Annotated in this window: 23 protein-coding genes and 1 tRNA gene; 10 read left to right on the top strand and 14 right to left on the bottom strand. The window is 43.5% G+C overall.

The window, feature by feature from the left end; translation table 11 throughout:
* Nucleotides 1-812: 812 nt before the first annotated feature.
* A complete protein-coding gene (folB, locus tag ACSSVF_RS02880) occupies nucleotides 813-1,163 on the bottom strand; it encodes a dihydroneopterin aldolase (protein ID WP_492405353.1) in 351 nt (116 codons plus the stop codon).
* 115 nt (nucleotides 1,164-1,278) lie between these two features.
* Here folB and plsY point away from each other — a divergent pair, with 115 nt between their 5' ends.
* Entirely contained in the window at nucleotides 1,279-1,896 is a 618-nt protein-coding gene (gene plsY, locus ACSSVF_RS02875) for a glycerol-3-phosphate 1-O-acyltransferase PlsY (protein ID WP_492405351.1), read from the top strand.
* A gap of 1 nt (nucleotide 1,897) precedes the next feature.
* Here the strand turns inward: plsY and tsaD are convergent, their stop codons facing one another.
* Nucleotides 1,898-2,920, bottom strand: a complete 1,023-nt coding sequence (gene tsaD, locus ACSSVF_RS02870; protein WP_492405350.1) for a tRNA (adenosine(37)-N6)-threonylcarbamoyltransferase complex transferase subunit TsaD — start codon at nucleotides 2,918-2,920, stop codon at nucleotides 1,898-1,900.
* A gap of 140 nt (nucleotides 2,921-3,060) precedes the next feature.
* On the opposite strand from tsaD, the gene rpsU reads away from it, so the two are divergent.
* From rpsU to ACSSVF_RS02845, 5 genes are all read left to right on the top strand, one after another.
* Complete coding sequence (rpsU, locus tag ACSSVF_RS02865) at nucleotides 3,061-3,273, top strand: 30S ribosomal protein S21 (RefSeq protein WP_055828694.1); 213 nt, start codon at nucleotides 3,061-3,063, stop codon at nucleotides 3,271-3,273.
* Nucleotides 3,274-3,387: 114 nt separating this feature from the next.
* Nucleotides 3,388-3,831, top strand: a complete 444-nt coding sequence (locus tag ACSSVF_RS02860) for a GatB/YqeY domain-containing protein (protein WP_492405348.1) — start codon at nucleotides 3,388-3,390, stop codon at nucleotides 3,829-3,831.
* Nucleotides 3,832-3,912: 81 nt separating this feature from the next.
* Nucleotides 3,913-5,652 carry a DNA primase gene (gene dnaG / locus ACSSVF_RS02855; RefSeq protein ID WP_492405346.1) on the top strand — a complete coding sequence of 580 codons (1,740 nt, stop codon included), beginning with the start codon at nucleotides 3,913-3,915 and terminating at the stop codon, nucleotides 5,650-5,652.
* A gap of 159 nt (nucleotides 5,653-5,811) precedes the next feature.
* Nucleotides 5,812-7,758, top strand: a complete 1,947-nt coding sequence (rpoD, locus tag ACSSVF_RS02850; protein ID WP_492405344.1) for an RNA polymerase sigma factor RpoD — start codon at nucleotides 5,812-5,814, stop codon at nucleotides 7,756-7,758.
* 20 nt (nucleotides 7,759-7,778) lie between these two features.
* A tRNA-Ile gene (locus tag ACSSVF_RS02845) sits at nucleotides 7,779-7,857 on the top strand.
* Between the two features lie 72 nt (nucleotides 7,858-7,929).
* Here ACSSVF_RS02845 and ACSSVF_RS02840 read toward each other — a convergent pair.
* The 3 genes from ACSSVF_RS02840 to ACSSVF_RS02830 form a co-directional block, all read right to left on the bottom strand.
* Entirely contained in the window at nucleotides 7,930-8,868 is a 939-nt protein-coding gene (locus ACSSVF_RS02840; protein WP_492405342.1) for a hypothetical protein, read from the bottom strand.
* A 106-nt stretch (nucleotides 8,869-8,974) separates the two neighbouring features.
* Complete coding sequence (locus ACSSVF_RS02835; protein WP_492406291.1) at nucleotides 8,975-9,130, bottom strand: hypothetical protein; 156 nt, start codon at nucleotides 9,128-9,130, stop codon at nucleotides 8,975-8,977.
* Nucleotides 9,131-9,563: 433 nt separating this feature from the next.
* The gene (locus tag ACSSVF_RS02830; RefSeq protein ID WP_492405340.1) at nucleotides 9,564-10,430 is read right to left on the bottom strand and encodes a hypothetical protein; all 867 of its coding nucleotides are present in this window, start codon (nucleotides 10,428-10,430) and stop codon (nucleotides 9,564-9,566) included.
* 556 nt (nucleotides 10,431-10,986) lie between these two features.
* On the opposite strand from ACSSVF_RS02830, the gene ACSSVF_RS02825 reads away from it, so the two are divergent.
* Nucleotides 10,987-11,355, top strand: coding sequence for an AbrB/MazE/SpoVT family DNA-binding domain-containing protein (locus ACSSVF_RS02825; RefSeq protein ID WP_492405339.1), 369 nt, complete (start codon nucleotides 10,987-10,989; stop codon nucleotides 11,353-11,355).
* 38 nt (nucleotides 11,356-11,393) lie between these two features.
* Here ACSSVF_RS02825 and ACSSVF_RS02820 read toward each other — a convergent pair whose 3' ends face one another.
* A complete protein-coding gene (locus ACSSVF_RS02820; RefSeq protein WP_492405337.1) occupies nucleotides 11,394-11,654 on the bottom strand; it encodes a hypothetical protein in 261 nt (86 codons plus the stop codon).
* 119 nt (nucleotides 11,655-11,773) lie between these two features.
* Here ACSSVF_RS02820 and ACSSVF_RS02815 point away from each other — a divergent pair, with 119 nt between their 5' ends.
* A complete protein-coding gene (locus ACSSVF_RS02815) occupies nucleotides 11,774-12,730 on the top strand; it encodes a hypothetical protein (protein ID WP_492405336.1) in 957 nt (318 codons plus the stop codon).
* Nucleotides 12,731-12,915: 185 nt separating this feature from the next.
* Nucleotides 12,916-13,398: a hypothetical protein gene (locus ACSSVF_RS02810; RefSeq protein ID WP_492405334.1), complete on the top strand. Its 483-nt coding sequence runs from the start codon at nucleotides 12,916-12,918 to the stop codon at nucleotides 13,396-13,398.
* 165 nt (nucleotides 13,399-13,563) lie between these two features.
* Here the strand turns inward: ACSSVF_RS02810 and ACSSVF_RS02805 are convergent, their stop codons facing one another.
* The 8 genes from ACSSVF_RS02805 to ACSSVF_RS02770 all read right to left on the bottom strand — a co-directional run bounded on the left by ACSSVF_RS02805 (nucleotide 13,564) and on the right by ACSSVF_RS02770 (nucleotide 20,125).
* Entirely contained in the window at nucleotides 13,564-13,794 is a 231-nt protein-coding gene (locus tag ACSSVF_RS02805) for a hypothetical protein (protein WP_492405333.1), read from the bottom strand.
* A gap of 24 nt (nucleotides 13,795-13,818) precedes the next feature.
* Entirely contained in the window at nucleotides 13,819-15,117 is a 1,299-nt protein-coding gene (locus ACSSVF_RS02800) for a type II secretion system protein GspD (RefSeq protein ID WP_492405332.1), read from the bottom strand.
* Nucleotides 15,114-16,181 carry a zonular occludens toxin domain-containing protein gene (locus tag ACSSVF_RS02795; RefSeq protein ID WP_492405330.1) on the bottom strand — a complete coding sequence of 356 codons (1,068 nt, stop codon included), beginning with the start codon at nucleotides 16,179-16,181 and terminating at the stop codon, nucleotides 15,114-15,116. The genes ACSSVF_RS02800 and ACSSVF_RS02795 overlap by 4 nt, the downstream gene beginning before the upstream one ends.
* 2 nt (nucleotides 16,182-16,183) lie before the next feature.
* Nucleotides 16,184-16,465, bottom strand: coding sequence for a DUF2523 family protein (locus ACSSVF_RS02790; RefSeq protein ID WP_492405328.1), 282 nt, complete (start codon nucleotides 16,463-16,465; stop codon nucleotides 16,184-16,186).
* A gap of 14 nt (nucleotides 16,466-16,479) precedes the next feature.
* Complete coding sequence (locus ACSSVF_RS02785) at nucleotides 16,480-17,922, bottom strand: hypothetical protein (protein WP_492405326.1); 1,443 nt, start codon at nucleotides 17,920-17,922, stop codon at nucleotides 16,480-16,482.
* Between the two features lie 128 nt (nucleotides 17,923-18,050).
* Complete coding sequence (locus ACSSVF_RS02780; RefSeq protein ID WP_492405325.1) at nucleotides 18,051-18,275, bottom strand: hypothetical protein; 225 nt, start codon at nucleotides 18,273-18,275, stop codon at nucleotides 18,051-18,053.
* A 255-nt stretch (nucleotides 18,276-18,530) separates the two neighbouring features.
* Nucleotides 18,531-18,881: a hypothetical protein gene (locus tag ACSSVF_RS02775; protein ID WP_492405323.1), complete on the bottom strand. Its 351-nt coding sequence runs from the start codon at nucleotides 18,879-18,881 to the stop codon at nucleotides 18,531-18,533.
* A complete protein-coding gene (locus ACSSVF_RS02770) occupies nucleotides 18,878-20,125 on the bottom strand; it encodes a protein rep (protein WP_492405321.1) in 1,248 nt (415 codons plus the stop codon). Before ACSSVF_RS02770 ends, ACSSVF_RS02775 begins: the two co-directional genes overlap by 4 nt.
* Nucleotides 20,126-20,571: 446 nt before the next feature.
* On the opposite strand from ACSSVF_RS02770, the gene ACSSVF_RS02765 reads away from it, so the two are divergent.
* On the top strand, nucleotides 20,572-22,698 hold the full coding sequence (locus ACSSVF_RS02765; protein WP_492405319.1) for a molybdopterin-containing oxidoreductase family protein: 2,127 nt from the start codon (nucleotides 20,572-20,574) through the stop codon (nucleotides 22,696-22,698).
* Nucleotides 22,699-23,321 lie beyond the last annotated feature (623 nt).

Raw genomic sequence — 23,321 nt, 5'->3', positions numbered from 1 at the left:
TCTTTGGGTGGTTAAGCATTCTATCTTCGTTGCTATATTGCACCCTTCCTTTTCGCCCCTAGGCGAGTGACTTTTCTTTGCTTGCCCAAAGAATAAGTCACCAAAAGAAAGGGCACCCTAGCTTCCGCTTATGTCCTGCGTTGCTCGAACTAGGACTTTCGTCCGTTGCCTTGCAGGACTTAGGCATAAGCGGTCACGAAACTCGCCCTAGCGGCTTGCACACTACGCAAGCCACCGCGGAACTCGGACAGTCGCTCCCTTCCTCCTTATTTTGCCTGCGCTACTCGGCGCGTCAGATAGGGGCCCGTTGCAAACCACCACGATGAAATGTTGGTTAAACGTATGGCATTAAGGGGCGCTAAGGGACTTCTTTAACTTCTAAACCAAGCAAGCCCCCCCACAAACCAATTCAATTGTTTTGTGGGGGGGGGGCTTGGTTTGTTTTATTACTATGTTTTATTTCAATGGTTGTACGGGACACGATGTTAGAAATATCACTTAAGTAACCGCGCAGTGCTTTTCACGGGCCCCTATCTGACGCGCCGAGTAGCGCAGTCGGCGTGGGAGGTTTCGGCCAGCGGCTGTTCGAGTTCCGCAACAAGCCACGTTGTGTGTGGCTTGTCAGGGCGAGTTTCGTTGGACGCCCACATAGAGTCCGGTTACGGACGAAAGTCCTAGGATGAGCAACGCAGGGAATAAGCGGAAGCTAGGGTGCATTTCTTTTGGTTTCGTTTTCTTTGGGCAAGCAAAGAAAAGTTACTCGCCTAGGGGCGAAAAGCGACCTTAAATCCGTACTAATATATAACTACTTTTTAACCTTCCCGGTAAATCGTAATTCCCAACGCTTTCAACCCAGGCAATATCCCTGGCTTACTCACCTTCAGCTTCACATTCTGCACGTTGAACTCCTGCAATACCAACTGACAAACATGCTCGCCCAGCGCTTCCACCAATTTAAAACTACGCTCCGCCAATGTCTCGCGGATACGCGCCACGACCTTGCCATAATCAACGGTGTCTTCAATCGCGTCACTTTGGCAGGCTTTGCTGAAGTCATAGCCAATTTCAATATCCAGAATAATAGTTTGTGGCACGGCGCGCTCCCAATCCGGTACGCCGAGTTTGGTTTGTACTTTGACTTGTTCGAGAAAAATCGTGTCCATCGCTATGCGTCCTTTGTTATTTCCGCGCGGGCCGGAATCCAGTATGATTCGGCATCATACAACATCGCGCAGTGGCTGACATATCGCCTGCTGCGCATCTCTTGAGAGTTTGAGCATGAGTGAATTTGGTTTCGGGTTTGAGGTGGAAGCGCTGATCTGGGTGGTGGCAGCCTATTTGATCGGTTCAATTGCTTTCGGCATTATTGTCAGCAAACTATATCGTTTGCCAGACCCGCGATCCGTTGGTAGTGGCAATATCGGTGCGACCAATGTGGCGCGTAGCGGAAAGAAATCAGCAGCTATTTTGACTTTGTTGGGCGATGCATTTAAAGGCTGGTTGCCGGTATGGCTGGCTTTGCAGGCTGGCATGCTGATGGATGTGGTGGCCCTGGTCGGCCTGGCGGTGTTTTTAGGGCATTTATACCCGATTTATCACAAATTCAAAGGTGGTAAAGGGGTGGCCACGGCACTTGGGGTGATGATTGCATTCTCCGGCTGGCTGGCCCTGAGTGTGGTCGGGGTGTGGCTGGTTGTGTTTTTGATCAGCCGGATTTCTTCTTTATCTGCCTTGGTTGCTGCGGTATTGGCACCGGTGATTGCCTGGCAGTTCCTGTCACCTTATCCGGTGTATGTCGCGGTGGTTGTGGTGATGACGGCGTTTTTGATTATCCGCCATCAATCCAATATTGAGAAATTACTGGCGGGTACCGAAACCCGCTTCGGTAAAAAGTGATTTAAGCTGGCGCTTTGAGCTCGGCTAAGTCCCAGCGCGGACGCACGCTAAAGCTGTAATCTGGCATGTTGTGCTGCATGGCATGCAAGCGCATGGCACCGGCAAAGGCAATCATGGCGCCGTTATCAGTACAAAACTCCAATCGTGGGTAACTGACGCTTGCACCGCGTTTTGTTGCAGCTTCGTTCAGGCGTTCTCGCAAGCGTTTATTGGCGCCTACGCCACCTGAAACCACCAGCCTTTTCAGTTTCGTCTGTTTGAGTGCTTTCATGCATTTGAGTGTCAAAATCTCGGTGACTGATTCCTGAAACTCCCAGGCAATGTCTTGCACTGTTTCTTCATCGAGTTGCGGCTGATTATTCACCAGTGTCAGCACTGCCGTTTTCAGGCCGCTAAAACTGAAGTTTAAATCCGGGCTGTTCAGCATTGGGCGCGGTAGCTGGAAGCGTGGTTTGCCTGACTCTGCCAGCTTGGAAAGTGCCGGGCCGCCCGGGTAGCCTATCTTCATCAGCTTGGCTGTTTTATCAAATGCTTCACCAGCGGCGTCATCCAGCGTGTCACCTAATAACTCATACTGGCCGATACCGTCTACACGCATTAACTGGCTATGGCCGCCAGACACCAGCAAGGCAACAAACGGGAACGCTGGCGGGTTTTCTTCCAGCATGGGTGCGAGTAGGTGGCCTTCAAGATGGTGCACACCTATTGAAGGTACATTCAAGGCAAATGCCAGGGATTGTGCAATGCTGGTGCCTACCAGTAATGCCCCAGCCAGGCCAGGACCTTGCGTATACGCAATGCCTTCGATGTCTTGCAATGTTTTATCTGCCTGGGTGAGTACTTGTTGTGTCAGTGGCAGCGCCCGGCGGATATGGTCACGCGAGGCTAACTCGGGCACCACGCCGCCATAAGCGGCATGCATGTCTATCTGCGAGTGCAGGGCGTGCGCCAGTAATCCGCGGCGCGTGTCGTACAACGCTACCCCGGTTTCGTCACAAGAAGATTCAATGCCCAATACCAACATTAATAAATGTCCCGTACATGATTTTTTACAGAAAAGATTGATAAATCCAAATAAGCGCGCTAGAATACGCGGTTTTCAGTGCTGCATCAATCCGCAAGCACCATTAGTCTAACCAAATAATTGTAAGGATAGGGATTTACATGACCGCTATTCGTGTGAAAGAGAACGAACCGTTTGATGTTGCATTGCGCCGCTTTAAGCGTTTGATTGAAAAAACAGGTTTGTTGAACGACTTGCGTGCACGCGAGTTCTACGAAAAACCAACATGGGAACGTAAACGTAAAGCTGCTGCTGCGGTTAAACGTCAGTACCGTCGTCTGCGCAACCAACAGTTGCCGACAAAACTCTATTAATCTTTAGAGTGTGTTGTGCGGTTAGCCAGATGCTTGGTTAACCCGATATTGCAAAGGTTGTGGCGTGCCACAACCTTTAGCTATTTATAGTCAGCCTTTTTTGTTGGATACCTTATGAGCTTAAAAGCACAAATCACCGAAGACATGAAAACCGCCATGCGTGCCAAAGATACGGCCAGGCTGGGCGTGATTCGTCTATTGCTGGCAGCGATCAAGCAGCGCGAGGTGGATGAGCGTATCGAGCTGGATGATGCGGCAGTGATCACGGCGATTGAGAAAATGCTCAAGCAGCGTCGCGATTCAATCGCAGCGTATGAAGGTGCTAACCGCCAGGATCTGGCTGACCAGGAAAAATTCGAAGTCACCGTGCTGCAAGGCTATTTGCCAGCGCAAATGAGTGAAGAGGAAATTAACGCCATCATCGCCAAAGTAGTGGCTGACACGGGTGCCGCTGGTGCTAAAGATATGGGCAAAGTGGTTGGGGCAGTAAAACCGCTGGTTGCCGGTAAAGCCGATATGGCAAAAGTATCTGGCTTGATCAAGGTTGCTTTAGGTTAAGCCAGTGCTCGGCAGTAAGAGATTGACGGGGCGCATTGAGCGCCCTTTGTTTTTTGCTCTGCATAAGCGATACTTGTATTTATGATCCCCGAAAGCTTTATTCAAGAACTGCTTAATCGCGTAGATGTTGTCGAAGTCATCGACAAGGTCGTTCCACTGAAAAAAGCCGGTGCGAATTATTCAGCCTGCTGCCCGTTCCACAACGAAAAATCCCCCAGTTTTACCGTGAGCCCGACCAAGCAGTTTTACCATTGCTTTGGTTGTGGCGCGCATGGCTCCGCCCTTAGTTTTCTAATGGAATATAACGGGCTGAGCTTTATTGAAGCCATTAATGACCTGGCCAGGCAAGTGGGCATGATTGTGCCGCAGGAAAAGCGGGACCCTAACCAGCCCGAGGCACCCAGCAAAGCAGTGATGCTGAGTTTGCAGGAGACCTTGCAACAGGCTGCGGCTTTTTACAAAGCCGAGCTTAAAAAATCGCCGCATGCCATTGAATATTTAAAAGGTCGTGGCTTAAGCGGGCAAGTGGCTGCCAAGTTTCAGGTCGGTTACGCACCCGCTGGCTGGCAAAACTTGCAGGCAGTGTTCCCAAATTATGAAGCCGAAGCGCTAGAGATTGCCGGCTTGGTCGTGCAGAACGAGCAGGGGCGGCGTTATGATCGTTTCCGTGACCGCATCATGTTCCCCATTCATAACCAGAAGGGCGAAGTGATCGGCTTTGGTGGGCGTGTAATCAACCCCGAAGATACGCCAAAATATTACAACTCGCCGGAAACGCCTTTGTTTCAAAAAGGCCATGAGTTGTATGGCTTGTTTATGGCGCGTCGGGCAATTCGCGACGCTGGCCGGGTGTTAGTCGTTGAAGGCTATATGGATGTGGTGGCGCTGGCGCAATATGGCATTGAATATGCGGTGGCTGCGTTGGGCACAGCAACTACGCCTTTCCATATTGCCAAATTGATGCGCCAGACGGATGAAATCGTCTTTAGCTTTGATGGTGATAAAGCCGGACGCACCGCGGCCTGGCGCGCGGTGATGAATGCCTTATCCGCCATTAAAGACGGCTTGAAATTGCGCTTTCTGTTTCTGCCTGCCGAGCATGACCCTGACAGCTTTGTGCGCGAGTTTGGCAAACAGGCATTCGAGGCGGAGATGGATAAAGCCATGCCGCTGTCGCAATATATTATCCAGCACTTGAGCAAACATAATGCTATGGCGTCACAGGAGGATAAAGTACAGTTCCTGAATGATGCCGAGCCCATCCTCAAGCAGATCCAGGCGCCGCGTTTTGCGATGTTGTTGCGCAAAAAAGTCGCTGAAATGACCGGGTTGGGGGAGGGGGAAATGCAACGCATGCTTAAATTGCCCAACCCGGCCAAAACCCAGCAAAAAGCGGCGCGGCCACGTTCAAGAACACCTTCATCTTTGCATCAGCGCCTGGCGTTAATATTGCTCATGCGTCCGCAATGGGCACGACAGGATTTACTCGAGCAGATTCTGGGTGAAAGCGATGAAGAGCACATGCTGCGGGAGATCGTCAAGGCGGCAATCACGCATCCTGAGTCGCGTCCGGTGGTGCTGTTGCAGATCATCAGTCCAGCCATTTCTCAAGTATTCAGCAATCAATTGCACAGAGAGCTGTCTTTGCTGGATGAAAGCCTGGACTTCACTCTTGAATTTGAGGGGGCGTGTACCCAATTATCCGATATGGCGCTGGCAGCGCGAGATAAATCGCTGCTTGGCAAACTCACAGAAAAGCCGTTTTCTACACTCTCAGATGCTGAACGAGAGTCGTTACGGCAGTTAACCAGTAAGCGCTAGCCTGTTTTTACCAAATACCCACAAAAAGCGTCATGGGTATGCTTAAAGAAAATGTAAAAATCAGGTAAAATGTAGGGTTTCCCGTAATGTTATAGCGAGTGGCGTGTCAGAAGATATGGTCGGCGCTCGACAACAATCATTTTAGAGGTGGAATCGGCCATGGCCAGACCCAAAGCAGATAAAAGTTTAGATAAAGAACTCGGAATCAAAGAAGTCGAATCCCCTAAAGACCCAGCCACACAGGCAATGGATGCCGAAGCACGCCGTACCCGCCTTAAAACCCTGATTGTTCTGGGTAAGGAGCGTGGCTACCTGACATACGCCGAAATTAATGACCACCTGCCGGATGATGTGCAAGACTCTGAGCAGATCGAGAGCATTATCGGCATGATCAATGACATGGGTATCCAGGTGTACGAAGAGGCGCCTGATGCCGAAGTGCTGCTGATGTCTGATGCACCGCCAGCTGTCACCGATGAAGATGCTGCCGAAGAAGCTGAGCAAGCCCTGGCAACCGTGGACTCAGAATTTGGCCGTACCACCGACCCGGTGCGTATGTACATGCGCGAAATGGGCACGGTTGACCTGCTGACCCGTGAAGGCGAGATTGAAATCGCCAAACGTATCGAAGACGGCCTCAAGCACATGGTGCACGCGATTGCCGCCTGTCCGACCACCATCGCCCAGTTGCTGGAGATGGTAGATAAAGTCGAAAAAGACGAAATGAGCGTCGACGAGCTGGTGGATGGCTTGATCGATAGCGACTTGGGCTTGGACGACGCCTTGGCTGCGGTGGAAGCTGAAGAAGAAGCTGGCGAAGAAGAGGAAGAAGAAGACGAGGAAGATGATGAAGCCAAAGCGTCTTCCATGTCTGCCGAGTTGCTGGCCAAGCTTAAAGAAGAAGTGCTCAACCGCTTCTCCGTCATTCGTGCAACCAATGCCAAGATGAATGAAATCCGTGCGGACAAAGGCACACAAAACGACGAATACAAAACCTTGCACCAGCAAGTGCTGGATGAACTGACCACCTTCCGTTTCTCTGCCAAACAAGTAGAGGCCCTGTGTGACCAGGTGCGTAACATGGTTGAAGAAGTGCGCTCGCATGAACGTAAAATCATGGAATTCTGCGTAGACAGAGCCGGTATGCCGCGTCAGCAATTCATCAAGAGCTTCGTGGGTAACGAAATCAACCTGAACTGGCTGGATGGTGAATTGGCGGGTAACCCTGCGTACACCGAGCGCCTGTCACGTTTCAGACACTCCATCCTTGATCAGCAAGAACGCCTGCAAAACCTGCAGGTACGTGTTGGCTTGCCTATCAAAGAGCTGCGCGATATCAACAAGCAAATGACCACAGGCGAAGCGCGTGCACGCCGTGCCAAACGCGAAATGATCGAAGCCAACCTGCGTCTGGTGATCTCGATTGCTAAAAAATACACTAACCGTGGTTTGCAGTTCCTCGACCTTATCCAGGAAGGCAACATCGGCCTGATGAAAGCCGTCGATAAATTTGAATACCGTCGTGGTTACAAATTCTCTACCTATGCCACATGGTGGATCCGCCAGGCAATCACGCGTTCTATCGCTGACCAGGCACGTACCATCCGTATCCCGGTACACATGATCGAAACCATCAACAAGATGAACCGTATCAGCCGCCAGATCCTGCAAGAAACTGGTCTGGAACCTGATCCGGCAACCTTGGCTGAAAAAATGGAAATGCCGGAAGAAAAAATCCGCAAAATCCTCAAGATCAGCAAAGAACCCATCTCGATGGAAACGCCAATTGGTGACGACGAAGATTCCCATCTGGGCGACTTTATCGAAGACAACACCACACTGGCGCCTATGGATGCAGCGGTTTACGCTAGCCTGCGCGATGCCACCAGTGAAGTGCTGGAATCACTGACGCCACGCGAAGCAAAAGTACTGCGCATGCGCTTTGGTATCGAAATGAATACAGACCACACGCTGGAAGAAGTGGGCAAACAGTTTGACGTGACCCGTGAACGTATCCGTCAGATCGAAGCAAAAGCACTGCGTAAATTGCGTCATCCAACACGCTCCGAACGCCTGCGCAGCTTCTTAGAAAACGGACAAGATTAGTTTATAATCACTCGCTTTCCGGCCCCTTAGCTCATGCTTGGTTAGAGCAGCGGACTCATAATCCGTTGGTGCTGTGTTCGACTCACAGAGGGGCCACCATTTAAAATCAAGGGCTTACATTATGTAAGCCCTTTTTTTTGGTTCGCGTTTTTAGCTAACTTGGTTCGCGTTTCAAAGCGTTTTTGCACGCTTACCAATTTTGTTACGCAAATAATCTTTTGTCATTTGTGGGTGAGAGTGACCTGATAATTCAAAAGCAGAATTAAAACCATAATCTCTTTCAATGTCTGAGAGCGCCTTGGCTCGTAAGTCATGAACGGTAAAGTAAATTCCGGTCGCCTTTCTTTGCACATAAAACTTTTTACGAAATACACTTTCACAGTGAAAAAATAACGTTGGTTTGTGGTGATCAATAGACTCTATAAGTGCAGATAATCGTGGCCCAGGAACAAATTCAAGTTTTGCACCAGTCTTATCCTGTTTGAGATTTTTAAAATCAGATTTGAGAATTTTAAGGACATCAGAAAACCTCTGAGCAAATAGACAAAGCAAATGGATATCATTGCAAAAATTGGTATCAGCACCAACTAAGAAAGCTTTCAATTGTTCATCAGTTACATAAATATCTCTAGGTGTTTCTGGAAATCTCATACCCTTTAAAACAGGATTTTCTCTTTCAGTGTATTCAAGAACTTTAGCAAAATTAAAAAGAACAGATATAACCGAAACTGCACGATTAGCTGGAATTTGTCTATGAGAATTATCGGATAAAAATTTTAGAATATGCCTTGGTCGAAGATCATCAACTGGTGCAATCTTAAGCCCATAAGTAATCATAGAATCCCATGATTTTTTGTAATCTTTTTTGGTACGAGGTTTGAGGCGAGCATAATTTGGAGAATCAACGTATAGAAGCCAAATATGCTCAAGACTCCCTTCTATAGAACTATCTTCTTTACGTTCTAAATGTTCATACCTGGTAATAGCTTTACCTAAGTCATCACCTAAAGGAATTAAGGTTCGCTCACCGTCTTGATGAAGATCATAGTAGTAATGGGATTTTCCGTTTTTACGCTTTCTTACCCTTAGACGCTTAAATTCTTCTTTCATCTCGCCTCCACAGCAATATCAATTGCAAGCAGGAATGCGAACAGACATGCGTAGTGCAGTGAACCGTAAAACATGGCAGATAAAGACAATGCAAACAGAAAAAACATCATATGAGTGCCTCCCAGTTCGGATTTCTAGGCGGTCTTTTCTTTGCACTTGCAATTATCTCTGGACCTCGATGTAAGTCTTTGGGGTAAACAACTGGGAATCCATCTTTTCTTAGTAAGAATGGAATACCCATGCACTTGAGCTCTTCAACCATTTTTTTGAACTTAGTACGGCCAGTTAATTGAATCATTTCATTTTTACTGAGAGGGGACATCAGAAACTCTCTTTCGAATGAAGTTGATCAACCTTTTGCTGATACCAGCTTATGAGAATGAATGACTTGTAGCGTATGCAGTACTGTGAAAACAATCTTTTATGACGTTCAGTACCTCTGTTAGCAAACTTGAATTGATGCATCCAGATGATGGTGATGCATGCTCTAACGATTTCTTCATCTGTGAATTGCTTAGGAATAAACATAAGCAATTGAGAACCAATAGACCGTGCAAAAAAGCTCAATGAATCTGTATCTGAATCTACCGTAAGTGAATCACAAAGGAGGTCGTATACAAGCTCTACTTTTTCACTATGCAGAGGCAAGGCTAAGGCTACTGGAAGCATCTTTCCGTAAGGGCGAGGTAATCTGATCATAGTGCCCCCCGCTTTGACGCATTTAGAGCAGCTTTAGCGCTCTTCTGGCTGGCGATTGCTTTAGCAGCAGGGGATATGCTGGCAAGTAGTGCTTGGTCAGCTAATTTATGCTGCTTCTGTATCTCAGCAAAATTCTTTTCTTTGTTGATGTAATTTAGATAAGCACCACCATCTTCAGGATTGTTATTTTTCAAACGAGTATTAAAGACGGCCAGCGTATTTTTTACGTTTGGATCATCATAAATTGAGACTAAGCAAAATGCCCATTTGAGGCAATCAGATCCAGGTAGATTACAAGTAAGCTTGCTAAAATCAGACCAAAAAGGAAAACAATTACGACGAATATAGCTTGAAGCTTCATGTCGAAGTTGATCATCTGAAAATACCCCGCCATCCCCAGAAATAAGTCCAGAATTATCAGAGGCATCAACTTCAGTAAAAGGTTTCTCGGGGGCCACTGGGGTTTTATTTTCTTTTATTTCCTTTTCTTTAGGAAGTAAGTGCTTGATTTTGCTGCTAATAGAGCGTTTTACGGTGCTTGATTGAATCTCTTCATAGTCTTTATGAAAATGTTTCGATAAAGATTTGAAGTTGTTATGAGACCAGAATTTAGTACAAAACACTTCATCTGTCTGAGCATCAAATACCAACAATCCCTGGGCAGATAAATACTCAATTGAAGGGTAGATTGTTCCTGATTCAAGACCAGTTTCAATCGCTAGGAAATCCACATCTACTTGATGAACGCCAGCATTATTCGTGTTTGCAAATAGCACCACAAATAGAAGCTTATGTGGAGAGGTTAACAAGCGTACTTCTTTCCAGCGCAAGATAGAAGCTGGAATTAATCCGTATTGTTTCATAATGCATTTTCCAAAAAGCCAAGCCCCGGACATGGCAAAGAAAACGCATGCGAAAAAATACGCAGTAGCGACCAGCAAGTTATTTGATTGGATTTAGTTCTAAGGCCGTTCTCCGGGGAAGAACAGCCCTCCCATGAAGGGCAATACAGGCCAATAACTAAATATTGGACTGCCGCATTGAAGCGAACATTAGGAAGAAACAAGCATAAACTAAATAGCTCATGCAGGTACCACTCTTCAAATTCTTAAAAACATGAACTCACGCGGGTCATGTTTTCGCCATTCAAGGCTAATTTTGAAATGCTATTTTCAAGAGAAAAACAGCTCTGCTTTAGAAGCATTAAACACATCTTAAACTAGGCAAAAATGACTGTCAACATTTATTTGACATTAATATAAGTTGTTGATTTAATTGAGTTTCACGCGTGAAACAAGGGTGTAAAGTTTTCAGAAAATTTAATGAAATATTATTATTAATTTTGAATTAATTTATAAAATAATTTTTCAGAAAATGAAGTAAGAATAATTCAGAAAGTCTTAAGAAAAAGGTGAATTTATGTCTAAAAATTCTTATTACGAAATGACTAAATTGAAGAAAAAAAGGAAAAAAATTTTAAAGAGTCAACTTAGTGTAACGAATAGATTCGCATACCCACCTGATGATGGACTACCTACTTCTGAGCAACTAGCAGCAATCGCCAGGATAGTTCCGCAAAATATGGAGCTACTAACTGTATCAACGTTGCAAGAAATGATAGATAAATGCGATCTTAGTACTGATAGTCATCCTGATTTGGTATTGTCTGAATGCACACCATCTGCTGGCACAGAGTTTAATTTAGAAGAATTGATGGAAGAGGTTACTGACGAAAATAAACACGAACGAATTAACTTTGGAAAGCGAACAGGAAAGGAATTGTTGTAAAGAGTGTTTCACGCGTTAAACGTAATTAAATCAATGACTTATAATTGGTCTCGGTTTTTAAGCTCATCTCGAATATCTTCAACTGCGTCTTTCATATCTTCAAGGTCACGCAGAGGATTACTAAGTTGAGAAATTACTACTACAAATAAACATATCAATCCGGGAATTGGAGCTAAATAGACTAGTAAGACCAATAGAGCTAACCCTATTAAAGCTCTATATGTAGCAGCTTCTTCTAGTGAAACCTTAAATTGCTGGCTTATTTCTTTTTCGATTAATTGATATAGTTCATTTAGCACAATATCCTCCATAATTTTAATTGTTATTTTTTGTTAAAAATATACTAAAAATAGAATATAAGCAATCAATAACGGAATTGAAAATACAAGACTGATCTTATGCACGGGTGTGAGAGAAAATGCAAAAAATGACGGGACGCTTAACAATTGAGTTGAAACGTTTAGCGTTTGAAAACTATGACAATTGCGTGCTATGCAAATACGAATTCAAAGAAGGGGATACTTCACACCTTGGTTATGGAGAAAGTGACAATCCCTTATATATTTGCGGCAATTGTACAGACAGCCTAAAGGAAACAGCCAGAAGACATTATTTTCGTCCACGACCGTATGAGCTACCCGATCAATCTGGAAAATTGTGGCGTTATATGGATTTCACAAAATATGTAAGTTTGCTTTCATCCAAAGCTCTGTATTTTACGCGCACAGATTGTTTTGAAGATTTGTTTGAGGGTGCAAAAGGCTTTAAAAAGAATAAACTAACTTGGGATACACACTATCTTCAGTTTTTTAGAACTTCGATATTAAATCCTCCTGAGGGAAGAAAATGCGAACTGTCTGATGCTGAAGTTGAAGAGGCAGCAAAAAAGCTGCTTGGAGATATGGAATTAACTGGTGAGGCCAATAAAAAAAGAACCTTCGTAAATTGTTGGCATGAGAGTGCACACGAATCAGAGGCTATGTGGAGACTGTACTCAAGCTTTTTGGAACATGCAGTTGCAGTAAGAACTTCGTATAGTAGTTTATATCAGTCTCTAGGTAGAGATCCGGAAATAGATATTGGCCGTATAAAGTACATCGATCTAAACAAAAATTATGCAGGTGTCGATGAAGCATTTTGGAGAAAACGTAAATCGTTTGAACATGAAAGGGAGGTCAGAGCATTAATAATTGATTTTTATCATCAGGATATTGGAAAAATGATTCCATGCGATCTGGACGTTCTCATTGAAGAAGTATTTGTTTCTCCCAAAGCCCCTGAATGGTTTGTAAAATTAGTGAATGATGTAAATGAAAAATACGGTCTTAACGTTAGAGTCAGTCCATCTGAGTTGATTGAAGTACCATTTTTTTAGGTAATAATATACTTGAATGGACAGACTTAAGCCGCTTAATTGCGGCTTTTTATTTACTTCATCTAGCTTCATGCTAAATCATCATCATTTGATAAGTGCAACACTTAAATTATTATCTTATCTTGATGTTGCATACTTCATTCTTTAAGAATATACTCACTTCATTCCTAAAAAGGGGGTGACCTATGGATAATGCATACAACGCACTTCTAGAGCTGCGACTTAAGATAGAAGAAAATAAAAAGCTTATTCAGAAGCAGGAAGAGGCTTTAAAGGTAATGGAAGAAATGATGGGTCTTTCTGGACAGGTTAAAACTCCAGAAGAGGTATTTGGCAAAGAAAAACCAACCATTCCAAGGCATCAAATTATAAATGTCAAAAGCTTGGCAGCTTCAACGCCTGCCAAAAAGACCTTTAAGCAGGAAATTGAAGAAGTAGTAAAACAATTTGCAGATCAGCAATTTACTGTCGCTCATGTACATGAGGTACTTGAGAAAATAGGTGTTCCAGTAAATGGTCAACAACCTAGAGCAAGGATTGCGCTTATTCTCAATGAACTTTGTAGTGAAGGCACTATAAGGATAGTACTTAAAGGCATTGGAAGCGTACCCAACAGATATAAACTGATTAACAAAACTATCGAACTGGACTTGGATAATGATTTGTAATATCCAATCCAGAAAGGCGAAAGCCCCAAGTGGTGGAACACTCAGGGCTTTCATTTTCCCTAACCTAAGCCCTAGACCGGCGCATTACGAAAGGAGTTATCATGTTTCTAGCAATCGCTTTAGTGACAGCGGCGTTGCTGATTTGCATATTAATCAGCGCCTGATTTAGTCAGGCTGGGGCGGCTTTTTAGTCGCCCCAATAACTTCACTATAGGGTCTTTCTTTCTCCATGTCAACTTCCTTATGCCTATTAACAACGGCAGACTTTGGTGTGTTCGCTATCTTTGCCAATGCTTCATTAAAGTCCATTTTTGCAGCTTTTAATGCAGTTTGTTGGGTGTCGTAGTCAATACAGTACTGTAATACCTCATTTGCCCCTACTTCAGTATTAATCATTTCAAGCTGAACCTTAAATTTTTATCAAATACGTTTCAATTCCAAAAGTAACAAGATCTCACTAGTCGTATTTGAGGAAGAGTTACCCAGAGTTACTGATGATCCAGGCAAAGGCAATGAAGATCTCCCTTTAGAGTCTCTATTGGCCTTTAATCCCCCCAAAACAATCAATTCGCCATCACTTGATTGAATATCAGTTTCAACCCTTCTCTTGATTAGAGTAGGGGTATTATTAACACCAGTTTTAGTATTAGTGAAGCTAGACAACTCTTGAACGACATGGACACTTGTTATTTCGTCATATACGGTTGGTAATAAATCAAAAATCAAACCAGAAGAACGATATTCCACTGATTGAACTGGAGGCTGATTTTGATTAACGATTACAGATCCGATTACAGGTACATCTTCACCAATATTTATAGTCGCATTCTTACCGCTTACTGCGCGTAAAGAAGGGTTTGATAGTACTGAAAATCGTGAATCTGTGCCTAGCAATTGAATAATAGAAGAGAGACCGCCTGTAGTAGTTACCTTGAAAAAATTATCTGCGGTGAATGCCGTACCTATAGAGAGTGAAAGCGTATTTTTCAGAAGGTTGGCCATAATTGAAATTGCAGATTGATTTTGCTTATCGGTACCAACTTCATACACAACAGCGGACACCATAACTTCAGGCGTTTTAGTGTCGATCCTTTCTAAGAGTTTAGTTAATGCAACAACTTCTCTTTTGTCCCCAAAAAATACCAGTACACCATTATTTAAGCGTACATTTGAAAGAGCTGATCCAGATTGCTGAGACGATGGATCAACAGCAGAAAACGCACCTGAGGAAGCTGGAGTAATTCCACCTTGCTGTGTAAATTGACCTTTGAATAAAGGTCTTAGTGTATTAATCAAAAAGTTAGATTGTCTATATTTCGGAGTATATAAAAATACTTCAACATTAGGATCTAAAACAGGAGCCAATTCCTCCTTCTTTTGCGTAAGTTCTGTGGACTTTTCTTTTAATTTGGAAATGAAATCAACATTGTTTTGTGACCTAATTTCATAACCAAGTTGCGTTAAAAATTCTCTGAAAAAAGGATTGAATTGAGAATAGTCACTCGAAAAACGAAAGCTGATTAGCCTTTTATCATCTAAAAGTTCAGGAGCTAAAAAGTATGGCTTTTGTTTGAATGCTTCAATATATACAAAGCGAACAACTTCGCTGATTTCTACCTGGTCCAGTTCAATTTTGAGGTCTCTAGGTGAATAAGGCTTTTCAGCAGCATTTGATAGCGAGCATAAAAGTATAAAAATAAAACAGATAGCCGCCTTCATAAAACACCCTTTTTATCATTTGATACAGGTTTAGGAGCACTGAATCTGGTTATGTTACGGCCATTAACATTGCCATTAATATTCATGCCAGAGCCGGAAAAATTAGATCTAGGTTGTATTTCGCTATGTCCATCAGAGCCAGTCAGAATGACAAAATCAAAACCGTCAATTCTTAAGGTGCCCGAAATACGGAGTGAGGTCGCGAAATTTTGGTTAGATGAGTTGACTTGCCCAGGAAGGCCGCTTATAGATTGAGAGGACAAGGAGGATAAATCTTGATCTTTACCTTTGTTGAAATCCGGATGAAATTTCTTATATAGGTTCCAAACACACAATAATAGAACACATAGGGCTATACCGAGCTTGTAATAAATACGTTTATCGGCAGCTAAATTTCCTTTTTTATCGACTTGGGACTCCTGCCCAGATCCAGCAGAGTAACTTTTATATAAAGGGAATATGTCTGCATTATATTTGCGCGTGAAATCATTTAATTTTGTGCGACGGTTGATTTTTGAACCTGAAAAAACAGTTACTGTATAAGTATCAGACATGCCAACTGCTTTCGCTTTATGGCACATGTATGACTCTTGAAGAACCGCCTTTAACAGCTTATGAACATCGCCTATATCTTGGCTGATTACTACTAAATCGCAAGAAACTGAAGTAACTGGGTTAGTAAAGTGACGATGCTCACGAAAGAATGAGAGGTGATTTTTATGAATATTGTTATCGGTACCCCATACATTAAACGCCTCATCAACTACAACGATATCACCGGGCTGGACTATACCTGTTGCTATGATGTTATGTTCTAAGTCATAAAACGGAAAAAAATCAGCTGTAAGAATGTCTTTTTTATGTACTTTAAGAACAGTTCCAAGCCTGTCATAATCATCTAGGTTGTACCTCTTAAAAACGAATTCACGGATGAGATCTGAGTCCACACCGTCAATGTTGGTAATTACCCGGCGGCCATTTTCGATAGCAGATAAAATAACAGCCGACACGACCTCATAAGTCTTACCACTACCATTAATGCCAAAATATCCCAGTACAGACATAATTACCCTATCAATGGGATGCGGCGAATTGAAAAGCGAAGTATCAATGCCGAAATAATTAGTGGCAGACCGTAATCCAGCGCCGCAAACTCAAAGAAATACCACATTGCAGGAGTTATGCTGGCAAAGCTTGAATTAATCTGTTCTGGGTTGACTACACTCAGTTTAGTAACCAAATACGCAGCAAAAGAAGTGGTGACATACATCAACCCTAAGAATAAAACCAACTTAACAACTACACCCCTAATCAAGAACGCAGCAAACGCAGTAAAAATGGCTCCCATATATTTACCCCTTGTTAAGCTTTAAAAACGATAATTGCAGCAGCAAAAGACCAACCTAAAATCTCCAGTGCTCGAATAGTGGGCTTATAAGTTTCGAACATTTCACACATCCGACCCATTAAATCCCCATCAAATAATTGATGGCCGTATAACTGAACACTAATCATTGCCGTTGGGCAGCTTGAAGAATGCTGTGGAATTTGGAAGTGCGCCCACTGCGGGAAAAAATTAAACAAAGGATCTAAAATTTGCTCAGTAGTTGGAGCAGTTTCCAAAGCGGGAGGCGTAAAACTACCGAAATCAATCTTAAGATCAGTAGTAGTAGATTGAGTTGGTGTACCAGGATTAGGCGAAGCATCTTCACCAGACTGAGTACGAGGAATAAAAATTTGATTCTCGCCTAAAGGGGCTACTGGTGTTGCAAAGTCCTGGACTGTAGGCACGAGAGTCGGGTTGTACAGTCTCCATTGTGCAATGTCCGATGGGGTTACCTTCAATGGAGGAATAAACCCAGTAGATGTCCCATCAGGAGTAGCAGGGCCAGCGGCTATAGATGAGGATAATGATTGAGTCCATGCTCTATTTACCAAATCTGCAAGCATTTCATCGCTAAGCGCCTCCGGTGCCATCGTTTGCGGAATAGCCGTAATAGCTTGTGGGATGGTTTTATAGTCGTTGGTCGATAACGGAGGTTGGAGCGTTACTGATGTAGGTGGTTTAAACTCGTATAGGATCTGAACTGTATTAACATTAGGACCACCAGGGACAACAGGACCAGTGGAAATAATTCGTCTAAAAACGTTATTCCAATAACCATTGGCCCCAGGATATGGACCGCCTGTATTTGCAGTAAATGTGTAGTCGATTTGTTGAGTACTTGGGTTAGTACCATTACAAAATATATTCGAGATTTGGCAAGGTACTTGTATGAATCTGAACTGCCTAGCCTTTCCTGAATCTTGAAACCAAAACTCATTATCAGGCGAATATTTATTCGCTACCTCTTCATACGTTTTAGGCATAACAGGTAATAACTTGATATCGTAGGTACCGAGACCAGTACCACTTACAGTAATTTTTTGTTTATTTTCACCGTCCCCATAAACCCAATTAATAGCACTAGTGACACCAATTTGAAGACCTTCTGAAATCACATAGGTGGCCCCAGCAATTCCTACAGCAGCCAAAACAGCAGGCCATGACAAACCAAACAATGCCGCCGCCGCTCCAGATGAAACCATGCTAGTGCCAAGACCAGTTAACTGGTTAGAGACAGTACTAACAGTCTCTGTAATCCTAGGATCGTTAGCTGCAAATCCAGCTTTCTTCGCTTTTGATTCAATGATTGATCCAATAGCGTTATTAATTTTTCCGTTATAGGCCGCATTAGAAATCGCATAGCTGTTCAATGGAATAATTAACGCCGAAACAATACATATCAATCTAAAAGATTTCATTTTTTAATGCCTAAAACGGTAACAAAACCGCATACCATTCCAAGAAAAAGAGCCGCTAAATAATAAAATTGGGGGTCGAGTGAGAAAACCATAATTAGAAGGCCGGAGATTTCTCTCCGGCTGATGAATTAGTAAGCTGCACCTTTGATATGGCGACGAACACGCTGATAAGCGATTTGTGCCAAATCGACCATAATCACAAGAGCACCAATACTGAAAATTGCAGTGATGACATCTACAAAGCTGATGTCTTCAATTAATTCAGCAACTGTAGTCGCTGCTTGAACTTGAGCAGATAACAACAAAGATGCAACGATTGCAGAAAAGCTGTACTTTTTTGTAAAATGTTTCATTTAATAACCTTTCAAAATAAGAAAAAACTAGCTCATAACTTTTCTGATTGTCCCGACTTTAAGAGCAATCAAATAGCTACCCAGAACTAGTAAGAATGCGAAAGAAAACAACTCAGCAAACGTCGCTGAATTAAAGTCTTCTGCTTTTGGGTAGTCAGATGGCGAGAACAAAACAAGTGGGCAAGCATTTATGCTCTGTGGTTGAGGGTTATCAATAACTACCTGCCCAAACTCGTTTGTTCTAGCGCAATACATTTATGCCGCCTTTTGCTGTAATTTCTCCTGGAGCAATAACTCACCAAGAAACTTGAAGCCAACTACAGTTTTAACAACGGTATCGTTACCAGATGCAACTTCTTCAAACTCAATCTCTGCCTTGCAAGGAAATACAGCACGCTCTTTTAGTAAGATGTCTTCAAAGTTCTGGCTTGTCCCAAAACGAAAGCTGGCAGCTGCAAAACCTTGTCCACGGCCAGTACCAGTGGAGTTAACCTCTCGGGCTTCGACTAAAATATTGACCTTTGTAGAATCATATGGACCAGTAGTTGGAGAATTGCCTTTGGATGAAGTCATACCTAGAACAGTTAGAATTTGCTTATTTCTCATGATGGGAAACTCCGTAAATTGAATAAAAATTGATTGGCATTTTCTGTACCTTTCTTAGCGGCTGCCAAAAAAGCTGCTAAGAGGTTTTGAGAAGACAAAATAGAGAAGTCATCTTTTGATACATCAAGCATGTGAACTGCATTAGCAGTCGATTCTTCAACAAGCTCTTGATCAGTTTTTTCCTTGCAGAAATATCCAATTGATGACAAATGCTGATTCAACGAACGAGAAAAACTAAGGTGATTCATACCTTTTTTAATGCCATGTTTTGAAGCAGTAGTTGCCTTTGCATACTCAACAAAACGATTTTTAAGGAAAGGTTTAACAGTGAAATCTGAGATCATTTCAAATGGAGAGTAAGAGGTCTCAGCTCGAGCATTTTTGAAATTAGCTTTTACCAACTCGTTATGAATGCCCCACTTAGAAACATAATCACCAGATAAATCATCCGCGATTCGAATATCTAAACCACGCCAATTGGGTAAGCGAAGTCCTCCAGCTAAAGCAGACTTTTGCCAAATCGGTAACATCAGTTTGAAAAAGTTTTCTAAGCTTGGATGACTATCTGAATAGAAAAGCAGGTAGTGAGCATGCACATGCCAGCCTGATTGCTCGCTAAAAGTGATTTCTAGACTTCTTACATGACCTAGCAAGCAGGAATGCTCAGAATATGACTTGTAAGCGTAGGACGAATGTAAATGCGTTAAAGCCTTCTTCCAGCGACTTAAACAATCTGAAAGAGCATCATCTAGAGAGTGCGGTGCAGTAAGCGTCATCATCAAAATAGAACCATCGTTTGAATGATGAATATCAATAGCATCCTTTAAAAAAGATGCTCTTTTGGAAGTAATCTTTGCAGAACAAACAGGACAAACCCAGACAGAGCCACAAGTATTAAGCCCAGTGAAATGGGCTCTCTGATATTGGCCTGAGTAAAATATCTGTATCAAGCCATTTGCAAAACGATGGCAACTAGATACACGGAACTCATTACCAAGTAATCTGGATATCTGATTCAAGAGATCAAAACGCTTAACTCTCAGCTGTTCATCATCATGACGAACTCTAGATATTTCGTGATTCAGAGATTCAACATAAATCACTTCACCAGTGTCAGAGTTTACGATTTTTCTTAAATCGCCTGACATTTCGCCTAATATACCAAGAGGCGCCGCCGAAAACTCGCTGCGTGCCTGGGGCCCCGAAACCCCAGGCACTTGACTCGTTTTCAGCGGCGTAACCATATATAAAAATCCCTAAAAAATAGGGGGTGGTGTGCCCCCTTTGAAGTCTTTTGGAAAACAGAGATTTCAGTATAGGAACGTTTTTTCTGGTTCTCACTTTTAAGTGAGTTTGGCTTAGATAAAGGAAGTTTGAATCAGTTTGAAGCAGTTCATTGCGAACCAGAAAGTAACATAAGATTATGATTTATAAAGATTATCTTTGAAAAAGTAAGCGGACTCATAATCCGTTGGTGCTGTGTTCGACTCACAGAGGGGCCACCATTTATAAAGAGACTCAAGGTTAACGCCTTGGGTCTTTTTTGTTTTTGGGTGTTACTATTCATAAATTAAACCCGACATTAAACGCTAAATGGACATTAGTCTATTTTAAGAGATTGCTTGGCGTATTGTTTTTAGTCTACTTGTTTTAGTCGTTATCAATTGATTACGTTATTAAGGAGTGGAAGATGAATGATGTTGCAGATGTGATTGAAACCTTTCATGGTGGTTGCCCTCATGATTGTCCCGATACTTGTTCAATGCAGTTCCATGTCAAAAATGGTGAGTTGCTGTCGGTTTCCGGTAATCCAAATCATCCGATGACCCGTGGCGGTTTATGCGTAAAGTTAAAGGATTACGAAAAGCGGCATTATCACCCAAACCGTCTTCTGTACCCAATGAAAAGGGTGGGTCCAAAAGGAAGCAATCAATTTCAGCAAATCACCTGGGATGAAGCACTCGATACAATTGTTGATCGATGGCAAGCGCTTATTGAAGACTATGGCCCACGCTCGATACTTCCAGTGAGTTATTTAGGTAATCAGGGGCTTGTACATGGCCTCAACGGCGGTGACGCCTTCTTCAACAGATTAGGCGCTACTGTATGCGAAAGGACCTTTTGTGGTGAAGGCTCTTGTACCGCCTGGTTACTCACAGTGGGGCCTACAGCTGGCGTAGACCCTGAAAGTTTCATACATGCAAACTTCATTATTATCTGGGCATGTAACTCTGTTTCAACCAATCTTCATCATTGGCATATCATCAAGGAGGCGCAAAAAAGAGGCGCAAAGATAGTGGTTGTGGATTCTTTCGCTTCTAAAACTGCGAAAGAAGCGGATTGGCATATTGCACCCAAGCCGGGTACCGATGGCGCTTTGGCAATGGCTATGATGAACGTGATCATTGAAGAAGATTTAGTCGATCATGATTATGTCGAAAGATATACGGTGGGATATGCGGAGTTATCAGAAAGAGCAAAAACCTGTACGCCGGAATGGGCTGCTGAAATAACAGGTATACCCGCAGATGAGATTCGGCTGTTTGCCCGTGAGTATGCATCTACGCCTCCCGCAGCCATCCGTATAGGCGTGGCATTAGAACGAAGTTATGGTGGAAGTCAGGCGATACGCGCAGTGACTTCTTTGCCTGCACTGATAGGCGCCTGGCGTCATGTTGGCGGAGGGGCGCTGCAATTCCCGGTTTGGGAGCACCCGTACAGATTTGACGTGATTTGCAGGCCTGACCTTATTCCTGAAGGCACGCCAGTCGTTAACATCTTGCAACTAGGCCGAGCCCTGCTTGGCGAAACGCCATTAGAAACCCCCATTAAATCTATCATGGTGTGGAATACCAATCCTGTCACACAATCACCTGAAACCGACAAGGTGATCGAGGGTCTGAAGCGAGAGGACTTGTTTACCATCGTAGCGGATCATTTCATTTCAGATACGGCCTCCTATGCAGATCTTGTCTTGCCGGCGGCCATGGGTGCAGAACAGGAAGACATGATTTTATCCTGGGGCCATTTGTACCTCACCTACAACACGAAATGTATCGAGCCTCCAGGAGAGGCATTACCTAATAATGAAATATTCCGCCGGTTGGCTAAGCGTTTGGGATTTGAAGAAGACAATTTCAAATGGAGTGACGGTGAGTGTTTAGAGAATTATGTAGATTGGAATTCGCCCGCTTGCAAAGGAATTGATCTCAACTACATGCGTGAGCACGGGTTTGCAAGGTTAAATGTAGGCACCAAAGACGACCGGGCACCTCATCGTGAAGGCAATTTCCCTACCCCTACTGGTAAATGCATGTTCATGATAGAAGGTGCGAAGAATTTCGTAGCAGGACCTTTCAGGCAGATGTACGAGGGTTTTCAACCTGGAGAAGATCTGGATCCATTACCGGCATACGTCCCCAGTCGTGAATCTGCCGATACAAATTCTGCGTTGGCTGCCAGGTTTCCTTTGAACATCATTTCCCCTAAGAGCCATGGCTTCATCAATTCTTCCTACGCTAATATGGAATCCAAGATCCGTGTGCAAGGAGAGCAATACTTGATGATCAACCCCGTTGATGCATTAGCCCGAGATGTTCAGGATGGGCTGGTAGTGAGAGTATTCAATGATAGGGGCGCTTTTGAAGGTCTGGCACGGGTCACTACAGATGTAAATCCTGGGATAGTTGTAGCTACTCTAGGGTATTGGCGCCAACTCAATAATGGTACCGTTAACTGTATCAGCTCCGCTGAATATGGCGACATGGGGCATTCCAATACTTTCAGCGATAATCTGGTTGAAGTCGAACTGGTTTGAACAACTTGAGACTAAGACGCTAAGCTATTAAGTGCTGTGTTTGACGCACAGAAGGGCCACCATTTATAGAGAGACTCAAGGTTAGCGCCTTGGGTCTTTTTTGTTTAAACTCAGGCAATTAAATTTTGGTTAAAACGATATGAATAGCTTCGGCCTTAAGGCTAGTGTTTTTGTTTTTGCAACAGCATCTTTTATATCCTGCGTAGCAAAAGCTTAACTTATTGGTAAAGCTCCGCCTAAAAATTATCAAATCCCTTCTTACTGGTATTGGTGTATAGGGCCGAATCATATCTCGATGCAGAAAAACGCTGAAATTTTTAGCTCCCCTAAGGTGATGGCAGGGTATTTTCAGTAACTAAAATGCCTTTGAAAGAGTCTTGGCTTTAAATTAGAAGCTAAAGATTAAAAGATAAAATTGGTTGGGCTTTGGGTGATGAGTCATTTGATGATTGCAGCGTTTACCCTACTGAACACGCGCTATAGTAGTTTTCAAGTGTACACGTAGCCCGCAACCCTGCCCATAGTCACATGTCTTGAGCCATAGCCAAGCAATCAGGGGCAAGCTACGGGTAATCCCCGGGTGGAATAGTAGACCGTTATGATGACTCTAACAGTCATTTATC

The sequence above is a fragment of the Methylophilus sp. E2MeOHC9 genome (assembly GCF_058744375.1).
The sequence above is the reverse complement of the archived record's forward strand: the minus strand, read 5'-3'. Positions and strand labels throughout refer to the sequence as shown.